This is a genomic window from Dokdonella immobilis, assembly GCF_900115085.1.
Taxonomy (GTDB): domain Bacteria; phylum Pseudomonadota; class Gammaproteobacteria; order Xanthomonadales; family Rhodanobacteraceae; genus Dokdonella; species Dokdonella immobilis.
On record NZ_FOVF01000001.1, the window covers coordinates 164,734 to 183,653 of the forward strand.

General features: G+C 65.1%; 15 protein-coding genes. 4 read left to right on the forward strand and 11 right to left on the reverse strand.

Going from position 1 to position 18,920, the window contains the following annotated elements; translation table 11 throughout:
• Window positions 1–59: 59 nt before the first annotated feature.
• Together BM125_RS00690 and BM125_RS00695 are read right to left on the reverse strand one after the other, a co-directional pair.
• The gene (locus BM125_RS00690; protein ID WP_139224793.1) at window positions 60–1,682 is read right to left on the reverse strand and encodes a tetratricopeptide repeat-containing sulfotransferase family protein; all 1,623 of its coding nucleotides are present in this window, start codon (window positions 1,680–1,682) and stop codon (window positions 60–62) included.
• A gap of 220 nt (window positions 1,683–1,902) precedes the next feature.
• A complete protein-coding gene (locus tag BM125_RS00695) occupies window positions 1,903–2,349 on the reverse strand; it encodes a cupredoxin domain-containing protein (protein ID WP_092403961.1) in 447 nt (148 codons plus the stop codon).
• A gap of 85 nt (window positions 2,350–2,434) precedes the next feature.
• Between BM125_RS00695 and BM125_RS00700 the strand changes: the two genes are divergently transcribed.
• Window positions 2,435–4,159 carry a DUF1800 domain-containing protein gene (locus BM125_RS00700; RefSeq protein ID WP_175497791.1) on the forward strand — a complete coding sequence of 575 codons (1,725 nt, stop codon included), beginning with the start codon at window positions 2,435–2,437 and terminating at the stop codon, window positions 4,157–4,159.
• A gap of 4 nt (window positions 4,160–4,163) precedes the next feature.
• On the forward strand, window positions 4,164–5,540 hold the full coding sequence (locus tag BM125_RS00705) for a DUF1501 domain-containing protein (protein ID WP_092403963.1): 1,377 nt from the start codon (window positions 4,164–4,166) through the stop codon (window positions 5,538–5,540).
• Between the two features lie 53 nt (window positions 5,541–5,593).
• Here BM125_RS00705 and BM125_RS00710 read toward each other — a convergent pair whose 3' ends face one another.
• The 6 genes from BM125_RS00710 to BM125_RS00735 all read right to left on the reverse strand — a co-directional run bounded on the left by BM125_RS00710 (window position 5,594) and on the right by BM125_RS00735 (window position 14,193).
• The gene (locus BM125_RS00710) at window positions 5,594–6,403 is read right to left on the reverse strand and encodes a metal ABC transporter permease (RefSeq protein ID WP_092403964.1); all 810 of its coding nucleotides are present in this window, start codon (window positions 6,401–6,403) and stop codon (window positions 5,594–5,596) included.
• Window positions 6,400–7,299 (reverse strand): metal ABC transporter substrate-binding protein, encoded by a 900-nt coding sequence (locus BM125_RS00715; protein ID WP_092403965.1) that lies wholly within the window; start codon window positions 7,297–7,299, stop codon window positions 6,400–6,402. Before BM125_RS00715 ends, BM125_RS00710 begins: the two co-directional genes overlap by 4 nt.
• A gap of 11 nt (window positions 7,300–7,310) precedes the next feature.
• Entirely contained in the window at window positions 7,311–8,654 is a 1,344-nt protein-coding gene (locus tag BM125_RS00720) for a hypothetical protein (RefSeq protein ID WP_092403966.1), read from the reverse strand.
• Between the two features lie 254 nt (window positions 8,655–8,908).
• Window positions 8,909–12,133: a WD40/YVTN/BNR-like repeat-containing protein gene (locus BM125_RS00725; RefSeq protein WP_139224794.1), complete on the reverse strand. Its 3,225-nt coding sequence runs from the start codon at window positions 12,131–12,133 to the stop codon at window positions 8,909–8,911.
• A complete protein-coding gene (locus tag BM125_RS00730) occupies window positions 12,130–12,882 on the reverse strand; it encodes a LolA-like protein (RefSeq protein WP_139224795.1) in 753 nt (250 codons plus the stop codon). The genes BM125_RS00725 and BM125_RS00730 overlap by 4 nt, the downstream gene beginning before the upstream one ends.
• 201 nt (window positions 12,883–13,083) lie before the next feature.
• Window positions 13,084–14,193 carry an alkane 1-monooxygenase gene (locus tag BM125_RS00735; protein ID WP_217647778.1) on the reverse strand — a complete coding sequence of 370 codons (1,110 nt, stop codon included), beginning with the start codon at window positions 14,191–14,193 and terminating at the stop codon, window positions 13,084–13,086.
• Between the two features lie 119 nt (window positions 14,194–14,312).
• On the opposite strand from BM125_RS00735, the gene BM125_RS00740 reads away from it, so the two are divergent.
• A complete protein-coding gene (locus tag BM125_RS00740) occupies window positions 14,313–15,383 on the forward strand; it encodes an AraC family transcriptional regulator (RefSeq protein WP_175497793.1) in 1,071 nt (356 codons plus the stop codon).
• Window positions 15,384–15,451: 68 nt separating this feature from the next.
• On the opposite strand, the gene mgtE is transcribed toward BM125_RS00740, so the two are convergent.
• From mgtE to BM125_RS00755, 3 genes are all read right to left on the reverse strand, one after another.
• Complete coding sequence (gene mgtE / locus BM125_RS00745) at window positions 15,452–16,900, reverse strand: magnesium transporter (protein WP_245778736.1); 1,449 nt, start codon at window positions 16,898–16,900, stop codon at window positions 15,452–15,454.
• A gap of 274 nt (window positions 16,901–17,174) precedes the next feature.
• A complete protein-coding gene (locus tag BM125_RS00750; RefSeq protein ID WP_092403971.1) occupies window positions 17,175–17,624 on the reverse strand; it encodes a hypothetical protein in 450 nt (149 codons plus the stop codon).
• Complete coding sequence (locus BM125_RS00755) at window positions 17,621–18,208, reverse strand: RNA polymerase sigma factor (protein ID WP_092403972.1); 588 nt, start codon at window positions 18,206–18,208, stop codon at window positions 17,621–17,623. Before BM125_RS00755 ends, BM125_RS00750 begins: the two co-directional genes overlap by 4 nt.
• 111 nt (window positions 18,209–18,319) lie before the next feature.
• On the opposite strand from BM125_RS00755, the gene BM125_RS00760 reads away from it, so the two are divergent.
• Window positions 18,320–18,652, forward strand: a complete 333-nt coding sequence (locus tag BM125_RS00760; protein WP_245778737.1) for a DUF6249 domain-containing protein — start codon at window positions 18,320–18,322, stop codon at window positions 18,650–18,652.
• Window positions 18,653–18,920: the final 268 nt, after the last annotated feature.

Consider the following 18,920-nt stretch of genomic DNA (forward strand, 5'->3'; position numbering starts at 1 on the left):
GCAAAGTGTGACGCATGAGGCAATACGGCCTTGATCCGGGTCCGGGTCCGGGCCGGGTGTCAGCGCACACCCAGCGCCACTTTCAGCGTATCCAGCGCCGGTCCGTAATGCGCCGCGCGGGCCGTGTCGCGGCGCAGCGGCTCGCGAACCTGCGCGGCGCTCGCGGTGCGAACCGCCCGGGTCGCCTCGTGGAAGCGCAGGCAGGACGATTCGAATTCCAGACCGCAGAATTCGAGCAGACGCGAGGTGGTTGCCTCGGGCCGTTCGAGCAACGCCTCGTAGACCATGTCGGCCACCCGACCCGGATCGATCCGGGTCCAGTGCGTGCAAAGGCGGTCGAAATCGCGCCAGTAGGCAGCCAGCTCGGCGAGCGTGTAGCTGTATTCCTGGCCCTGGGCGAAAAGCTGGTGAAAGCACGACAGGCAGGTTTCGACCGGATCGCGCCGGCACACCACGACCCTGGCCGCTGGCAGCATGGCGAGCGCCGCACCGACGTACTGCCAATTCGACAGACCCTTGTCGGTAAAACGCGGACGATCCGCCGTCCAGCGGCCTGTGCGCTCGAGGTATTCCTCACCCAGGCGCGCCCAGTCCCCATCCGTGGCCGTTCCGACCCAACCGGGAAAGGCGACCCCGCGGCGCCTCGATTCGCCCTCGATCACGGCGGGAAGGTCGGGCAGTTCGCTGGCGCCCTCCACCTGCGAATGCGCGGCGAGGATCTGCTCGGTCAGCGTGGAACCCGAACGCGGCAGGCTGACGACGAAGATGACCTCCCGGCCCCGCGTCGATCCGGCCGGCACGCACGATGCCTGCGGGAAGGCCGCGAGGATCGCGTCGACCTGCCGCGAGAATGTGGGCGCATCCCAGTGCACGAGCCGGCGCTTGCGCGCGTTCGCATCGACCAGCGCTGCAAAGGCCTGTTCGTACTTGCCGATGTCGTCCAGCGCCTTGACCCGGGCGAAGCCGATGGAAATGCGATCTTCCTCGGCGAGGTCCGGTGATGCGGCCAGATTCGCCAGTCGCGCCGCATCGGTCGCGTCGAATCGAAGGGTCTTCAGATTGGCGAGCGAGAACCAGGCCTGACCGGCGCGCGGATTCAGGCGCAGCGCTTCGCGATAGGACTCCGCCGCGGCCTGCGTTTCGCCCAGCGCCTTGAGGGTATCGCCGAGCACGATGCGGGCGCGCACATGGCCAGGCGAGCAACGAATGGCCTGCTCGAGCGCACGGCGTGCCTCTTCCGTGCGGGCACGAACCTTCAATGTCTTGCCGAGGTTGAACCACGCTCCCGCCAGTTGCGGGGCGAGGCGCGTGGCCTCCTCGAACGCCGCGAGGGCGCCATCGAAGTCGCCACTGGCTCGCAGCGAGCTGCCCAGATTGTTGAGGATCAGCGCATCCCCTGGCCGCAGATCGAGGGCGTCGCGCAGGGTCGCCACCGATTCGTCGAACCGGCCCTCCAGGTGGCACAGCACGCCGAGGAGGCGGAGCACCTCCGGGTGCCTTGGCGCCAGCGCGAGCGCACCGGCCAGGCTTCGCCGCGCTTCCACGGTGCGGCGGCGCTCGATCGCCGTCGATGCGGCCTCGACCATGCCGATCGCGGCCGGGGTGAGTCCCGCGAATCGGCGCTGCCATTCGGCCTGGTCGAGGCCCGAGTGTTCCGCATGGCGCTTCTTGTTTGCTTTCAATGGATCCTCGATCCCATGGTTTCCGCCGCGCCGGTCGAGCCGTCTGATGAGCGACCGCGAGAATCGGGCGCATTCGCCGGACCGGGATGCGATGATCTTCGCACGCACTCCGGTCCCGAATATCCGACCCGCTCGGGGATGCAACGATAGCACCGACGACCGCGGTCCCGGTGCAGGTCGCGGTCCGAAAAGCCCGCGAACGACGGGACGCGAACAGCCTTCAGTCGAAGCCGTCGGCGAACAGCTGCGGGACGACCCGGATCGAGCCGATCATGCCCGAACCGAAGTGCACATCGCAGAAGTACGGAAATTCACCGGAATCGAAAATCTGCCGCTCTGCCGTCGTGCCGCTCGACGCGGATCCGATCGGGCTTTCCGGATCGATGGTGGCCTGGCCCGCGACGACCACGCCGCCGAACAGCGGGTGCATGCCGAAATTCGGCACCGCCCGGAACATGATGCGCGTGCCTTCGCTGACCGTGACGCAGCGAGGCCGGTAGCGGAACGGATTGGTCGGGTCGTCATTGGCGATCTGGATGTCGGCCAGACCACGCTGGTCGACGAAGTCGCCCTCGAGACAGTTGTTCAGTGCCGCCGCGAGGGTGGGCACGAGCAATGCAAGAAGCGCAAACAACCCGCGCGGCAGGGGCCGGCGCACCGCGTTCATGCTGTGACCGTCCTCACATCGGCGTTCATGCGTTGCCGATATCGTCTGGCGCTGGTCAGCCGATGGTCGAATGGAAGGGGCTCGCATGAAGACTCCACGATGGTGCGGTGTGCTGATGGTGACCCTACTGGGAGCCGTGTCCCAAGTGTGGGCTGGCGATCACGTCTTCGACGCGGGGTTCGATCATCGCGCCGAAGGACCCTATTCCGACGCCGAGGCGGCTCGATTCCTGACCCAGGCGACGTTTGGTCCAAGTCTGGCCGAGATCGCACGTTTGCGCAGCATCGGCTACAACGCGTGGCTGGCCGACCAGGCGACCTTGCCGGCCTCGCACCATCGGCCCTACCTGGAGGCGCAGGCGGCGGCCGGCCTCGAGGTCTACCAGAATGCGCGCCAGGAGGCTTGGTGGACCAACGCCATCACCGGCCCCGACCAGTTGCGTCAGCGCGTCGCCTTCGCCTTGAGCGAACTGCTGGTGGTCTCCGACCAGAGTGGCGCGATCGAGGGTTATCCGATCGCGATGGCCAACTACTACGACCTGCTCGTGGATGGCGCCTTCGGAAATTACCGCAACCTGCTCGAAAACGTGACCCTGAGCCCGGTCATGGGTCACTACCTGTCGATGTTCAAGAACCGCAAGCCCGACCTGGACGCCAACATCCGGCCGGACGAGAACTACGCCCGCGAAATCATGCAGTTGTTTTCGGTCGGACTGGTCAGGCTCAATGCGAACGGTACCGTGCAGACTTCCGGCGGCCAGCCGATTCCGACATATGACCAGGACACGATCCGCGGCTTCGCCCACGTGTTCACAGGCTGGAACTGGGCCAATTGTCCACGCGACCAGGGCGGCCAGTGGTGGGAGTGGGAATACTGTCCGTCCGGCCCGGTCGACTGGCCCGATCCGGGCTGGGATGCCTGGTGGCTGGTGCCGATGCAGGCATGGGAGAGCTACCATGCCAGCGCAGAGGACAAGCAGCTTCTGGTGTACCCGGGAGTCGCCCTGCCGAACGGCATCCTGGTCGGTGGCGGCACCGCAGCGAGCGACCTGCAGGCGGCCCTCGACAACATCTTCAATCACCCGAATGTCGCCCCGTTCATCGCCCGCCACCTGATCAAGCGCCTGGTCACGAGCAACCCGTCGCCGGCTTATGTGGGCCGTGTGGCGGCAACCTTCGTCAACAACGGCCTCGGCGTTCGCGGCGATCTCGCGGCCACCGTACGCGCGGTGTTGATGGACAGCGAAGCGCGCACCGTGCCGAGCCTGGCCAGCAACGCCGGAAAGATGCGCGAGCCCCTGCTCAAGCTGAGCCACCTGTGGCGGGCGCTCGACGGGCGCGCCGATGACGGGCGCTACCGCGAGTGGTACACAGACTATTACCTGTCGCAGGCGCCGCTGCGCTCACCGACGGTGTTCAATTTTTTCCTGCCCGACTATCGCCCGCCGGGCGAGATGGCCACGCTCGGCCTCGACGGTCCCGAATTCCAGATCACTACCGACACCTCGGTCGCCAGCGTCGCCAACGGACTCGGCGCCAAGGTGTTCTACGACTGGCGCGGAAACGGCAACCAGCAACCCGAGGATATCGTCGTCGATCTCGGCCCGGAGGTCGCGGTCGCGTCGGATCCGGTCAGACTGGTCGACCGCTACGACCTGCTGTTCATGAACCGGACCATGTCCGACTTCATGTTCACCACCCTGGTCACTTATCTGCAGAGCCTGCCGAACACCAATTCGGGCAGGCGCCAGCGCGTGCAGAATGCGGTCTGGCTGATCCAGAGTTCTCCCGAATACGCTATCGAACGGTGACGCCATGAAACGACGCGACTTCATCCGGCGCGCCCTCTGCGCGACCGCTTCCTCGGCACTCTTCACGAGTTTCGCGGGCAAACTCTCCCTCGCCCACGCCTCGGCCCTGTCCGGTCGTCGCCTGCTCGGCAATGACTACCGCGCCCTGGTCTGCGTCTATCTGTACGGCGGCAACGACGGTTTCAACATGATGGTGCCGACCAGCAGCGCGCAGTACGCCCAGTACCAGGCGTCGCGCGGCGACCTTGCCCTTCCGCTGGCCGACTTGCTGTCGCTGAATCCGAGCGTCGCACCGACCGGCGGCGGGAGCTTTGGCATGAACCCCGCGATGCCACTGTTGCGCAACCTGTTCAACCAGGCCCAGTCGCCCCTGGCGATCACGGCCAATGTCGGACCACTGCTCTACCCGATCACCAAGGCCGAATACCAGGCCGGCTCGGCACCGGTGCCTGCGCAGCTCTTTTCGCACAGCGACCAGACCCTGACCTGGCAACAGCCGAATGCCGATGCGATCGACCGGCGTGGCTGGGGCGGACGCCTGGCCGACATGTTCTACCAGACCAACGTCAACCAGCAGCTGTCGATGAACATTTCAATCGACGGCGAAAACGTGTTCCAGGCCGGCAATGAAGTCATCCCTTATTTCGTCGGCCAGGATGGCGCCCAGAGCGTCGACTTCGTGCAGACCTGGAACCCCGAACGACGCGCCGTCTTCCTCGCCCTTCGCGACGCGGCCCACGGCAATGCCCTGCAGCGCCAGTACGCTTCGGTCATGCGTCGATCGATGGACAACGAGGTCATGATCAACGAGGCGCTCGATGGCGAGACCGCGCTGAGCACCGCGTTTCCGGATACCCACCTCGGTCGCCAGCTGCGCATGGTCGCGCGCCTGATCAACGTACGCTCACCATTGCAGATGCAGCGCCAGGTCTTCTTCGTCGGACTCGGCGGCTTCGATACCCACGACAACCAGCTCAGTGACCAGGCGGAGCAGCTTGCCGAGCTCGATGGCGCGCTGGCCGCGTTCCACGCGGCCACCGTGGAAATGGGCGTGGACGACGGCGTCACGACGTTCACCGCATCGGAATTCGGACGTACGACCAGCGTCAATGGCGATGGCACCGACCATGGCTGGGGCAGCCACCACTTCGTCATGGGTGGTTCGGTGAACGGCCGGCGCATCTACGGCACGCCTCCCGACCTCAGTGCCGGCGGCCCGGACGATGCCGACTGGGGACAGATCATCCCGACCACGTCGGTCGATCAGTACGCCGCCACGATCGCCCGCTGGTATGGCGTCCCGGCGGGCGACCTCGATACCGTGTTCCCGAATATCGGGCGCTTCGCGACTTCGGACCTCGGGTTCATGGCGCCGGCCTGAGTGCACTCGCGGGCCGACGCTCCACCGGTCCGCCGGTCGCGACTTGAGCGCAGCTACTTGCGATGGGTCGGATCGACGCCGGCGTCGGTTGCGTGCGCGGGATGCGAGCGACGCACCGCAGGCACGACTTGCGCAAGCAGACCGCAGGCGGCCAGGGTCCAGACGATCATCGCGCCGCTCGGCAGATCGAGCACCGCCGAGACGATCAGTCCGCAGACATAGCCGGCCACGCCAATGGCGTAGGCCGCGACCAGACGCGAGCGTCCCTGCATGCCGGCCGTGGCCAGGGCCGGCACGATCAGGCTGGTGAATACGAGATAGACGCCGATCAGTTGCACGGAAACGGTGATGGCCAGCGCGAACACGGCGTAGAAGGACAGGCCACCGAGACGACCGCGGCGCCAGGCAATGACCGCCAGCAAGGCCGCCGATGCAATCGCCGCGGTCCAGAGCTGGTCCGGCGTGACCCACAGGATCTGCCCGACCAGAAGATCCTTGAGGTGCTCACCACCGTGCGGGTTGTTGGCCAGCAGCAGGATGCCGCCGGTTGCGGCTAGCACGAACAGAGTGCCGATCAATGGCTCCTGGAACTCGGGCCAGCGCTTGTCCGTGTAGCTCAGGAGCGCCGCACCGAGCAGGGCCGCGACGGCCGCCGCGACCTGCACGCCGAAGCCGTGTTCGTCCATGCCGAAGTACTGGGCGAGGATGACACCGAGCGCCGCCACCTGGGCGATGGCGAGGTCGATGAAGATGATGCCGCGGGCCAGCACCCGAGTACCGAGTGGCACGTGCGTGGAGAGTACGACAAGGCCGGCCAGGCAGGCCGGCCCGAGGATGCTCAGGTCCAGTCCGTCCCAGTTCACTTGAGCACTCCGAGCAGCTTGTCGAGGGTCGAGTCGTACAGGCTGAACAGATCTTTCGACCGCTCGTCGCCGCCGACCGTGAACGGTAGTACCAGGGCCGGCACGCCGGTGCGTTCGGACAGCCACGCGCCGGGCTTGGTGTCCTGGTAGGCGGCGCTGATGATCGCAATCGCCCCACCGCTCCGGGTCACATCGATGAGACTTGAAAGGTGCGCGCTGGTCGGGGGCACACCGGGTTTGGGCTCGAGCGAGCCGATCTCATGCATGCCGAGCCACTGCAACAGGTAGACCCAACTGGAGTGATGGACGACGACGGCCCTGCCCTTGAGCGGCGCCGCCCTGGTTTCCCAGCCCTTGATCGCTGCCTGCCAGCGCGTTTCGAAATCGGTCAGTCGCTGCTGGTAGAGCGTCGCATTGGCCGGATCGATTTCGGCAAGCCGCGTACTCAGGGCCTTGGCCACGGCCAGCACCCGATACGGATCGAGCTGGATATGCGGATTGCCATCGGGATGGACATCGCCCGCGGAACGGTCGACGCTGGCCGGCTTCTCGAGGGTCGTCACCTGGCTGGCCGCCATGAAGTTGCCGGGGCCCGAGCTGACCTTGGGATTGCCGGCCTGCTTGAGCAGTTGCGGCAGCCAGCCGATCTCCAGCTGCGCACCCGAGCAGACCAGCAGGTCAGCCTGGCGCATCTTTGCAATCAGGCTCGGCCGGGCTTCGACGACATGGACGTCCTGCAGGGCGCTGGTCGCCACGTCAACGCCGACCGCGTCACCGGCCAGTTCGGCGAGCAGCGAGCCCCATTCCGGCTCGCAGGCGAAGACGCGCAACTTCGCCTGCGCCGGGGCACTCAGCACGACACTGGCAACGATCAACCAGAACATCAACTTGCGCATTTCACGATTCCTCAGAATTTGTGGGCGCCGTGGGCGCCGAGACTGACCTGGTATTGCAGGGTGAGCACGTTGTCGATGAAGTGCGGCTGCGGCTCGTCATGCGCCAGTTGCAGGCGCATGAGGCTGAACTCGCTGTTGTGCCAGGTCAGCATGGCGCTGTGCCGCTGCGGATCGAAATCGCTCGCGTAGGGCCCGCTCGATGCCGCCCAGAGCCTGTCATAGCGATAACCCGCGTCCCAGGTCCGGCTGAAGCGGTACAGTCCTTCGATATAGGCACCACGGCGCTTGCCATTCCATGCCTCGGCGAGCGCATCGGGATCTTCGGCATCGCGGACCAGGCCGTCGCGATCGTCGACGAAGTATTCGCTGCGCACAACGATGCCGGCGTCCTTGAATGCACCGCGCGGCGCCCATTTCCAGGTGAAATCGAGAAGGAACAGGTTGCTTCGGCCGCTGAAGTCATCCTCGCCATCAACGCTGTCGGCATGCAGCAGCGAGGCGCCGGCTAACCACGAGTTTTCGATGCCGACATCGCCGCCGGCATGCATGAAGAAGCTCTTCGCGCCTACGCCGCCATGGGCCGAACCGTCGGCCGGATAGCCGCTGCCTCGAAACGCTTCACTACCGAATTCGAGGTAGGTTTCGGTGGGCGCGACCCAGCGCAACTGCACGCCGTCGTCACCGTACTGGTTGCCGAGGAAAGCCTGGTAGGCCAGCGGCCGGTCGCTGAAATAGTCGGTATGCGTGTGGTGGCTGTTGAGATATCCGATGTTCGAATAGAAGCGTCCGGCACGGGCAGTGAATCCTTCCGGCAATGCGGTCGTCTCGATATAGGCCTCCTCGATGCCGGTGTGGGTTTCACCGTCTTCGTTCTCCATGGTCACGGTCAGCTGACCGTAGAACTTGTCATCGATGTTGGCCGCGAACGAGAGTTCGCTTTCGCCGAGCCGCAAGCCTTTTTCGCCCGGCCGTCCTTCGCCGACCAGCGGAAAGCCCGCTCGCCGGTAGTCAACAGGATCCTGCGTATGGTTCTCATAGAGGCCGTTGAGAATCACCGCGATGGCCGGGTTGAAGGCATTCGCCGAAGCCCCGGTCGCGCCGGTCGGGCTGTCCGCGGCGACGGCCGCAACGGCGGCTTCCTGCTGGGCGGATTTCATCTGCTGCAGCTCGGCCTGGGCTGCCTGGGCCGCGGCCAGCGCGTCGGCTGCCTGCTTCTGCAGGGTCTGGGCATTGGCTTCAAGGGCGCGGATCCGTTCGGCCAGGGCGGCGATTTGTGGATCTGCGGAGGTTTCGGCGGCGTCGACCGAAGCGGTCAACGCCAAGGAAAGGGCAATCGCAATCGGGAGGGAGCGCATTGGGGTTCCGTAGCCGGGGAGAGGTGAGGTCGGCGCCGGCGCAGGTAACACCCGCACGCACACCGTAACGTTATACCATCACATTGCTCGTCGCGGTTCAAGCCCCGTTCGATCTGCCAGCAGGAGAAATATCGTCGTCGGCGTGGCCATGGCCGCAGCAGCGGCCATGGCGATTCCCGAAACCTCTGTTGCACCGCTGCGGCACCGGATCCGCGACCACCGAGGTGGCCCGCAGCCGGTGCCGCCCGTGTCAGTCAGCCGCGCAGCTGGATTGCACGCAATTGTTCGGTCGTGGCCGGACCGCCGCTGCCACCCGAGACCGCAGCATTGGAGAGATCGATCTCGCCCATGCCGGCCTTCTTCAATGCCGCATTCGCCCTCGCCAGGTCAGCAGCCTGCAACTCGGCAAACTCCTCTTCGATGTCGCCGAGCTCGCGCTTCAGCGCCTCGATCCGGGCCAACTGGTAGTCGGTGGGCTTGCCGTCATAGGACATGATTGCGCCATACAGCGTATCGGCATGCTCGCGCAGGCGCTCCTCGCCGGTGATCGCCCCGCCTTCCTTGGTCGCGACGATCTTCTTGCGAATCGCATCGGCCTTGTTGTCCAGCGCTGCGATCTGTCCGCGCAGGGCGCTGCCATGGTCGAGCTTGGCCGAAGTGGCCGCTGCCTGGGCACGCAGCGTGTTGATCCGGTCCACCAGCGAACTCATGTCGGTAAAGATCGCGCGCACGCGCAGTGCGGCATCGTACTGGGCCTGGCGATCGGCCGCGCTGAAGCTGACGCGCCGGTCGAGGCCGACCTTGATCGTCGTTTCGAAGACGTCCTTGTCCTTGGTCATGCGCACGGTGTAGTCGCCGGGCGGCACGCGCGGACCCTGGGTCGAGTTGAATGCGATCTGCGCCGCCTTCGGCACCCGCGGAGGTGCCGCACGCATCGACCAGTAGACGTGGTTGATGCCGCGCCTGACGCTGGCCGGCAAGGTATCGAGGACTTTGCCCTCGGCATCGAGCACCTCGATCCTGAGCTTGCCGAACAAGTGACGGGACTTCTGGAAATAGGAAATGTCGGCGCCGCCGGGGGCGTTCGGACCGGTGAAGCTGGCATCGCCTTCGGGCCAGCCGCCCTGGGCGCTGATGCGCTGCTGGATCATGCGCGTCGGCAGGAACGCAACATTGCTGTCGAGCAGCTTCGCATCGAGTGCCCGCAGCGGCGTAATGTCGTCGATGATCCAGATACCCCGGCCATGCGTGGCCAGCACCAGCGAAGCATCGCGGTTCTGCAGGGCGATGTCGCGCACTGCCACGGCAGGAAATTCGTTGCCCTTGAACTGGGCCCAGTGGGCGCCGCCATCGATCGACATCCAGAGGCCGAACTCGGTACCGGCATAGAGCAGGTCGGGCTTCAGCGAGTCTTCGCGGACGACGTGAACGTAGCCACGCAGGCTCTTGCTGTCGGCCGGCGACACGAGCGCTTTCCAGGTCTTGCCGAAATCGCTGGTCTTGTAGATGTAGGGCCGCATGTCGCCGAACGTGTGGCGATCGATCGCCACGTAGGCGGTGGCCGCATCGAAGGCGCTGGCCTGGACCCAGTTGATCCACGAATTCGCCGGCACGCCCTTGATGTTGCCGACCACGTTGGTCCAGCTCTTGCCATCATCGCGGGTGACCTGCACGTTGCCGTCGTCGGTGCCGACCCAGATCACGCCCTTCTGCCTCGGTGACTCGCTGATCGAGAAGATCGTGGTGTAGGCCTCGGCCGCGGAATTGTCGACGGTGATGCCGCCGGATTCCTCCTGTTTCTGGTGCTGCGGGTTGTTCGTGGTCAGATCCGGGGAGATGCGGTCCCAGGTCTGCCCATGATCGCTCGTGCGGAACAGGAACTGCGCCCCGATGTAGATCGTGCCCTTCTCATTCGGACTCAGCGCGATCGGCGTGTTCCAGTTCCAGCGCAGCTTTTCGCCGTAGTTCGGCATCGGCTGGATGTTGCGGATTTCATGGGTATGCCGGTTGACCCGACCAATCGTTCCGCCTTGGGCCTCGGCATAGAGGTAGTCCGGATCGGCCGGATCCGAGAACATCCAGAAGCCATCGCCGCCGTACATGTTTTCCCATTGGGAATTGGCGATACCGCCCGGGTAATCGCTCTGCCCGACCCAGGAACTATTGTCCTGCAGGCCGCCATAGACCTGGAACGGATCCTTGTCGTCGACACTGACGTGATAGAACTGCGAAACCGGCAGATTGTTCTGCTTCCACCACTTGTTGCCGCCGTCGTAGGATTGCCAGAGACCACCATCGTCACCGGAGATGACGTGCTGGGTGTTGCTCGGGTCGATCCAGACCACGTGCACATCGCCATGCGTGCCGCCGCCGACATTGGCGAAGCTCTTGCCGCCATCGAGGCTCATGATCAGATTCAGGTTCGGCTTGAACACGCGCTCGGGGTTGAGCGGGTCAACGATCAGGTTGGCGAAATAGAACGGACGCCAGACCATCATCTGGCTCTTGTCGCGCTGGTCCCATGTCTTGCCACCGTCGTCGGAGCGATAAAGCGCTGAATCGGTCGACTCGACGAAGCTGTAGACGATCTGCGGATTCGACGGCGCCACGGTCACCGCGATGCGGCCGAACGGCTTGGTCGGGAACCCCTTGTTGGCGGCTGCATTGATCTCGGTCCAGGTCTTGCCGCCATCGGCCGAACGGTAGAGCCCGCTGCCGGACTTGGCGCTTGCCGACTCGCCGCCCGAGCGGAACGTCCAGCCCTTGCGCCGATAGTCCCAGAGACTGGCGAACAGCACCTTGCTGTCCTGCGGATCCATGCTGATCGATGCGCAGCCGGTCGACAGGTTGCCGCCTTTCAGGACCAGCGCCCAATTCTTGCCGCCGTCGGTGGTCTTGTACAGGCCGCGATCGGCCGAATCGCTCCACATCTTGCCGGGAGCGCATGCATAGACCGTGTCGCTGGCGCTCGGATCGACGATGATCTTGACGATGCGTTCGCTTTCCGGGAGGCCGAGATAGGTCCAGGAATCACCCCCGTCGATGGACTTGTAGATGCCGTTGCCGATCGAAATGGTGTTGCGCGTCCACGATTCGCCGGTTCCGACCCAGACTGTCTTCGGATTGCCCGGATCGATCGTGATCGCGCCGATCGACTGCACAGGCTGCTTGTCGAAGACCGGCTTGAAGGTCGTGCCGCCGTCGGTCGACTTCCAGACGCCGCCGGAGGCCGCGCCCACGTAGATCAGAGTCTTGCCGTCCTTGCCGGCACGCGCGTCAAGGGCCGCGATGCGACCGCTCATCGTCGCCGAGCCGATGTTGCGGATGCCGAGGCCGGATATGGCGCCGGCATCGAAACGGCCCATGCCTGCCCCATCAGCGGCCGAGGCGATCTGCACGGACCCGGCGAGGCCGGCCAGGGTCACGCCGAAAACAAGGTTGCAGAGCGAAATGTTCATCGGGTTCGTCCTCGTCTTCATGGCGCGCCTCCGGTGCTGGTCGGGAAGGCGAACAGGGCATCGTCGACGTCGACGTTGGCCTCGGCCTTTTCGATGGTGATCTGCTGCTGACCACCACCGCCCTTGCTGTAGGAGAGGATCGAGAACGGGAAATACACACCGGCGACCTTTTCGTAGTCGCCGAAGTCGGTCACGTCCTCGGTTTCGGTGCCGCGCACCTTGCGCTGACCGACGATGCGGATCTCGATGAAGTGGTCGGGATCGAGATAGACCGTCTCGATGTCGCCGTTCTTGAGGGTGACCTTGAGCTTGTGCGCCTCGGTGCCGTCGACATCCTCGGTGCCGAGGTATTCGACCTGGCTGCCCTTGGCCTTGTAGTTGATCAGTGCGCCGCTGATGCTCGCATCGTCGGCCAGGCCGCGCGCGTCGTCCTCGGTCATGCGCTCGGGATCCTTGCGCCCCTGGAACGGAGATATCTGCCAGCCCTCCGTGCCGTCCCAGGCCTGGATCTGGGTGAGCCCCTGCACGGAAACCTCGGAGCGCACCATTTCGGGCGCCTTCTTGACCTGCATCATGGTCAGGTCGATCGAGCCGAAACCGCCGGTGAAGCGCAGCGATCCCTCGAAGCGGATCGACTTGATCGCCTCGATCCGATCAAGGCCGCCACGGGCCTCCGCGTTGCGGGCGACCAGTTCGTCGACCGTCAGGGCGTGGGCGCTCACGGAAGCAAGCGCAAACAACAGCAAACTGCATTTCAAGGGAATGGACATGCGAGGCTCCCATCTGGAATGGGCCCTGCCGCAGGTGCTTGCCTGCACAGCCGGGCAAACGTGATGCAGCGGCAAGACTAGCCGAATTGCGTCGTTCCGGCGATGGGTTGGAAGTCATGCTGGAGACCGAGCCTGACGCGCCGTGCGACGGAAGGCTGCGGCCAGCCGCCGATACCCGGCCACGCCCAATAGCCCGCGCTCTCAGTGCGTCGTCGGCTGCAGGTTGGCGCGCCCCAGGTCGCCCCGGTAATGGGCGCGGACGCGCGGGTTCATCAAGGCAAACCACAACGGCGGAAAATACACGAGTGGAATAAGCGCGCCGTACCCGGCCGGCAGCTGCGGGCTGTCGCCGAAGTGCCGCAGCGTCTGGTAGGAGCGTCGCGGATTCGCATGATGGTCGGAATGGCGCTGCAACTGGTAGAGCATCAGGTTGCTGACGATCTGATTGGCGTTCCAGGAATGCTCGGGCCCGCAACGTTCAAGCCGTCCGCCGCAGTCGCGATGCCGCAGCAGGCCGTAGTGCTCGATGTAGTTGACCGCCTCGAGCAGGCTCGCACCATAGGCTGCCTGTGCGATCAGGAATGGCAGCGCCATCCAGCCAAAGGCCGCAACGAGCGCGGCATACAGCACGAGGGTCATGGCCCAGCCTTGCAGGTTGTCGTTGTGCAGGCTCCAGACGGACCGGCCCTGAGCGGCCAGACGCTCGCTCTCGATCCTCCATGCCGAGCCGATCCCGCCGAGGATGGTGCGCGGCAGGAAGGCCCAGAACGATTCGCCCAGTCGCGCACTGGCCGGATCACCCGGTGTCGCCACATTCCTGTGATGACCGCGATTGTGCTCGACGTAGAAGTGGCCGTAGGCGGCCGGAGCGAGGCTCAATTTCGCCAACCAGTGGGCGTGGCCGGCGCGCTTGTGCCCCCATTCGTGCGCGGTGTTGATACCGGCGCCGCTGACGATGCCGACGGTGATCGCGAGACCGATCCACTGCAACGGGTTGAGATCGGTCGAAGTCGCTGCCCAGACGCCGACCACGGTACCGGCCAGTTGCAGCGGCAGGGTCGCCAGCAGGATCCAGCGATAGTAGGGGTCGGTTTCCAGCGCCTCGATCGCCGACTCGGGCGGATTGTGCGTATCGACGCCGACCCATGAATCGAGCAGAGGCACCAGTCCGTAGATGACGACGGCGCCAGTCCACCAGAACCAGGCCGAGCCGGTCGCCACGACCAGACCAAAGGCAATCAGGGCGAGCGAGGGCACGACCAGACTGGCCGGCCACCAGTGGCGCCTTCGATCGATCCATGAGGCTGGCAAGGCGTTTCCCGACATGATCCGACCACTGGCTGGTTGCGATGACCGGCATGCTGACCGAACGGGACTCGCCTTACTTGTCATTTTGGGCCATTCTATTGTCATTTGAAGACAGGCTGGCCATGCCCGTGTCGTCCCGCCTTGCGCGCTCCGAGTCAGCGAGATTGCCGGCTCGCTACTACGCCTTGCTGCTCGAGATGATCGGCAACGCGGGAAACTCGTTGCCGCGGCCGCTGTCGACGATCGGATTCGATGCGCTCTCGTTGCAGCGCCCGGGCGCGACCCTGGCCCTGGAGCAGGTTGACACCCTGATCGCTGCGGCTGTCGAAGCGACCGCGCGCGAGGATCTGGGTTTCCACCTGGGCCGGCTGATCAAGCCGAGCAGCCACGAATTCCTCGGCTATGCGTTGATGACTTCGGCCACCCTCGACGATGCCTTGCGCCTCGCCGCACGCTACTGGCGCCTGATCACGCCGACCTTCAGCCTGCGCCATCATCGCGACGACCAGGACGTCTGCATCGACCTCGAACCCGCGCTGCCGATGCGGCCGTTGACCCTGCGCTTTCACCTCGAGGCCCTGGCCGCGGCGTTCCATGAAGAAATCGGGTTCCTGCTGGCCGGAAGGATTCCGGCCTACGACCTCTTCCTCCCCGAATCCCTCGCCGGTGCGGCGAGCCGCTATCGGCAGCTGGCGCCAGCACGGGTCCATTTTGCTGCCCATGGCCACGCCGGCATCCGCATCGTGCTTTCCGGTGAGGCGATCGCCCGCCCCCTCGCCCTGGCCGACCGCCATGCGCTCAAGTTGGCCCGGCTGCGCTGCGACGAAGCGCTCTCACGCCTGACCGTCGAAGGCTCGATGGCCGCCTGGATCACCCTGATGCTGGAAGAATCCAACGATCATCAGCCGCGCCAGCAGGAACTCGCTCGAATGCTCAACCTGTCGACGCGCACGATGAATCGCCGCCTCGCCGCCGAAGGACAAGGTTTTCGCAATCTTGGAAACCTCGCGCGCCAGCAGCGCGCCTGCCGGCTGCTGGCCGGGACCCGCCTGGCGATCACGCGCATCGCCTACCAGCTCGGTTATCGGGATGCGGCGAATTTCTCGCGCGCGTTCCGCCGTCATCACGGCATGTCCCCGCTCGACTACCGCACGCGGATGTCCGGCCCGGTCGATCCTGGGCAGCGCGATTGAGGCGATTGCCGGTCAACGGCGAAGCGATGCGGCCTCGATTGCATTCCGGCCGGAGATCCCGGCGCCAATCAAATGAGGAACAGGGTCGCCAGCCCGAGAAAGATGAAGAACCCGCCGCTGTCGGTCAGGGCCGTGATCATGACGCTGGCGCCCATGGCCGGATCGCGATCGAAGCGGATCAGGGTCATCGGAATCAGCACGCCCATCAGCGCCGCCAGCAACAGGTTGAGGGTCATCGCGGCCGTCATGACCGCACCGAGCGCGGCACTGCCGTAGAGCAGCCAGGCGACCAGGCCGATCACGCCACCCCAGATCAGCCCGTTAAGTACGGCGACGCCGACCTCCTTGCGCAGCAGGCGCTTGGCGCTGGACGGGCTGACCTGCCCTAGCGCGAGGGCACGCACGATCATGGTGATGGTCTGGTTGCCGGAATTGCCGCCGATGCCGGCGACGATCGGCATCAGTGCGGCCAGCGCGACCAGCTTCTCGATCGAGCCTTCGAAAAGCCCGATCACGCGCGAGGCGATGAACGCCGTAACCAGGTTGATGGCCAGCCAGGTCCAGCGGTTGCGCAATGATTTCCAGACCGAGGCGAAGATGTCTTCGTCCTCGCGCAGACCGCCGCGACTCAGCGTCTCGGCATCGCTTTCCTCGCGGATGACGTCGACCATCGCCTCGATGGTCAGGCGGCCGATCAGCCGTCCGTCGACATCGACGACCGGCGCCGAAATCAGGTCGTAGCGTTCGAAGGCCTGGGCGGTCTCGACGACATCCTCGTCGGGGTGGAAGGTGTTCGCATCGACCGCCATCACCTCGCTGACCATGCGCGCCGGATCGTTGACCAGCAGCCACTTCAACGGCAGCACGCCGGTCAGGACGTTTTCGCTGTTGACCACGAACAGCTTGTCGGTCTGCTCGGGTATCTCCTTCATGAAACGCAGGTAGCGCAGCACGACTTCGAGGGTCACGTCCTCGCGGATCGTGATCATCTCGAAATCCATGATCGCGCCGACCTGGTCTTCCTCGTAGGACATCGCCGAGCGCAGTTGTTCGCGCTCCGGCGCATCGAGGCGCTGCATCAGCTCGTGGACGACGTCGTCCGGCAGGTCCTCGGCCAGATCGGCCAGTTCGTCGGCATCGAGTTGCTCGGCCGCAGCCAGGATTTCCGGCGCGTCCATGTCGGCAAGCAGGCTCTCGCGGACCGAATCGGAGACTTCGAGCAGGATCTCGCCGTCGCGATCGGCCTTGACCAGGTGCCAGACGCTCAGTCGGTCCTCGGGCGGCAGCGCATCGAGGATGTGGGCGACGTCGGCCGGATGCAGCTTGTCGATCTCGCGCTGCAGTTCGGCCAGGTTCTGCCGGTGCACGAGACTGTCGACGACATCCTGGTGCTGGTGCGCCTCGTCGTGGGCGAGCTTCTCGACCAGTCGATGCCTGGCCAGCATCTCGCTGACGCGGGCCAGATGGCCCTGCAGTGGCGTCGTCGAACGGCTGCTGGTCTCGATTTCAGTCATCATGCGCTCGCATTCCGCCATGCGTGCACATGGCAGGGATCAGGTCGGAATGTCGGTGGGCCGTATTCGCGGCATTGCGGTCGACAGGGTCGGTTGGCAGAACATGCCCCGGCATGCGGACCGTGCCCGTCGGGCAATGTCGTCCGCGGCCAGGACGCGTGCGCGGATGATACGCCGCATGATGGATTCTGTCGCCTGGAGGGCGCGGTGCCCGGGCAACAGGACAGCCGTAGGATTGCGCCAGGACGCGATCCGACCTGGGCGAGCGGCGGCCGACTCAGGCCAGGTGGCGGTTTTCGCTCTCGCCGCGGTTGCGCAGACGCTGGGCGAACCACGACAGTGACAGGCACGCGGCAATGGCCAGCGGCCAGGTCAGCGGAGGCCGGCCGACACGGCGCAGCGAATCGGTCAATGGCGCCACCCAATCGCCGCTGCCATAGACCAGCAGGGCAACCAGTGCCGCAATACCCATGACGACGGCCAGTGCGACCAGCATGGCTTGCTCGAAGCGCGATTCGACCTCGACCGGCTGCGCGCGGCTGGCCACCAGGGCGGCCATGCGTTCGGCGAAATCGGGGGGAAGTGCGTCATCCAGCGGTTGACGCAGGGCCCGCGCGATAACCAGATAGCGGGCGCTCAAGGCATCGGCCCCGGTCATGTCGAGTCCGTCGCGTTCGATCTGCATGGCCCGTTCCTGGGCTTGCCATTCGCGGTCTTCGGGATTCATGCGGCGACTCCTATGCGGTCGTTCAGCGCATCGCGCAATTGCTTGCGGCTGCGGAACAGGTGACTCTTGATGGTGCCTTCGGCGAGTCCGGTAATGACCGCGATCTCGGCGATAGGCATATCGTCCAGATGGTAGAGCGTGAGGATGGTGCGCTGCAGCGGCGGCAGGCATTCGATGGCCTCGTGGAGATGTCCGGCAGACTGCTGCTCGATGCAGGCGTGCTCGAGGTCGAAATCGTCCCTGACCCGGTCCAGTGGCGATTCGCCATCCGGATCTGCAGCGGGATCGGCAATCGGGATGCGTTTGCGCTCCAGATGCCGCTTGGCCACCGAATAAGCGACCTGGGCAATCCACGACTTCAGCGCGCTCTCGCTGCGATATTGATGCAGATACTGGTGTACGCGCAGGAACGCTTCCTGGCACAGATCCTGGGCATCCTCGGCTTGCCGGACCATGCGATAGACCACATGCCAGACCAGGTTCTGGTATTGGCGCACGAGGCGCTCGAACGCCCCCGCCTCGCCGTCGAGGACGGCGGCGACCAGGGCCTGGTCTTCCGGATGTTGGATCGGGGAATCGCTCACGGGACATGGGATACGCCAGGGCGCCCCACGGTTGCAAGCCTTCGATATGCAACCGTCCCGATTCGGGCCGTATCTCCTGTTGCGCCCCCCAACGAGACCCAGGCGCCGCCAATGAACCACTTTGAATTCATGATCCCGATCACCCTCTTCATCTGCATCACGTATGCCATCAAGGCCGTGGTCGATGCCCGCGTGCGCAAGCAGCTGGTGGCTTCCAATGTGTCCCAGGAACTGATCCAGTCGATCGTCGAAGCCGACGAACTGCGTCGCCGCCACGCGACCCTGCGCTGGGGCGCGATCTATATCGCCCTGGCCTTCGGCTTCGGCCTGATGGAGGCACTCAACCTGCGCGACTTCACCCCCGGCGTACTGGCCATCCTGCTCGGCGCCACCGGCATCGGCAACCTCGTCGCCTATGCGCTGTCGCGCAAGCTGCCGGGCTGATTGGCACCTGCCCCGTGGAACGGGCCGGCCTCGAACGTGGCTGGCTCGACTCCTGCTTCCCCCGCAATGAATGCCGCCGCAATAACGCGGGACGGTGCAATTGAATTCCTGACGCTTTTTTTTGAACGCGCAACGTCGCGAAAATGTCCTCTTTGTCCCGGAATGGAACGTCCGCATACATCCGGCAAATGGCGGGTTCCGGCCTCGTGGCCGCCCTGCCGATGCCGGAGATACACACACAAGGCCTGATCCTGGCGGATACTTCTGC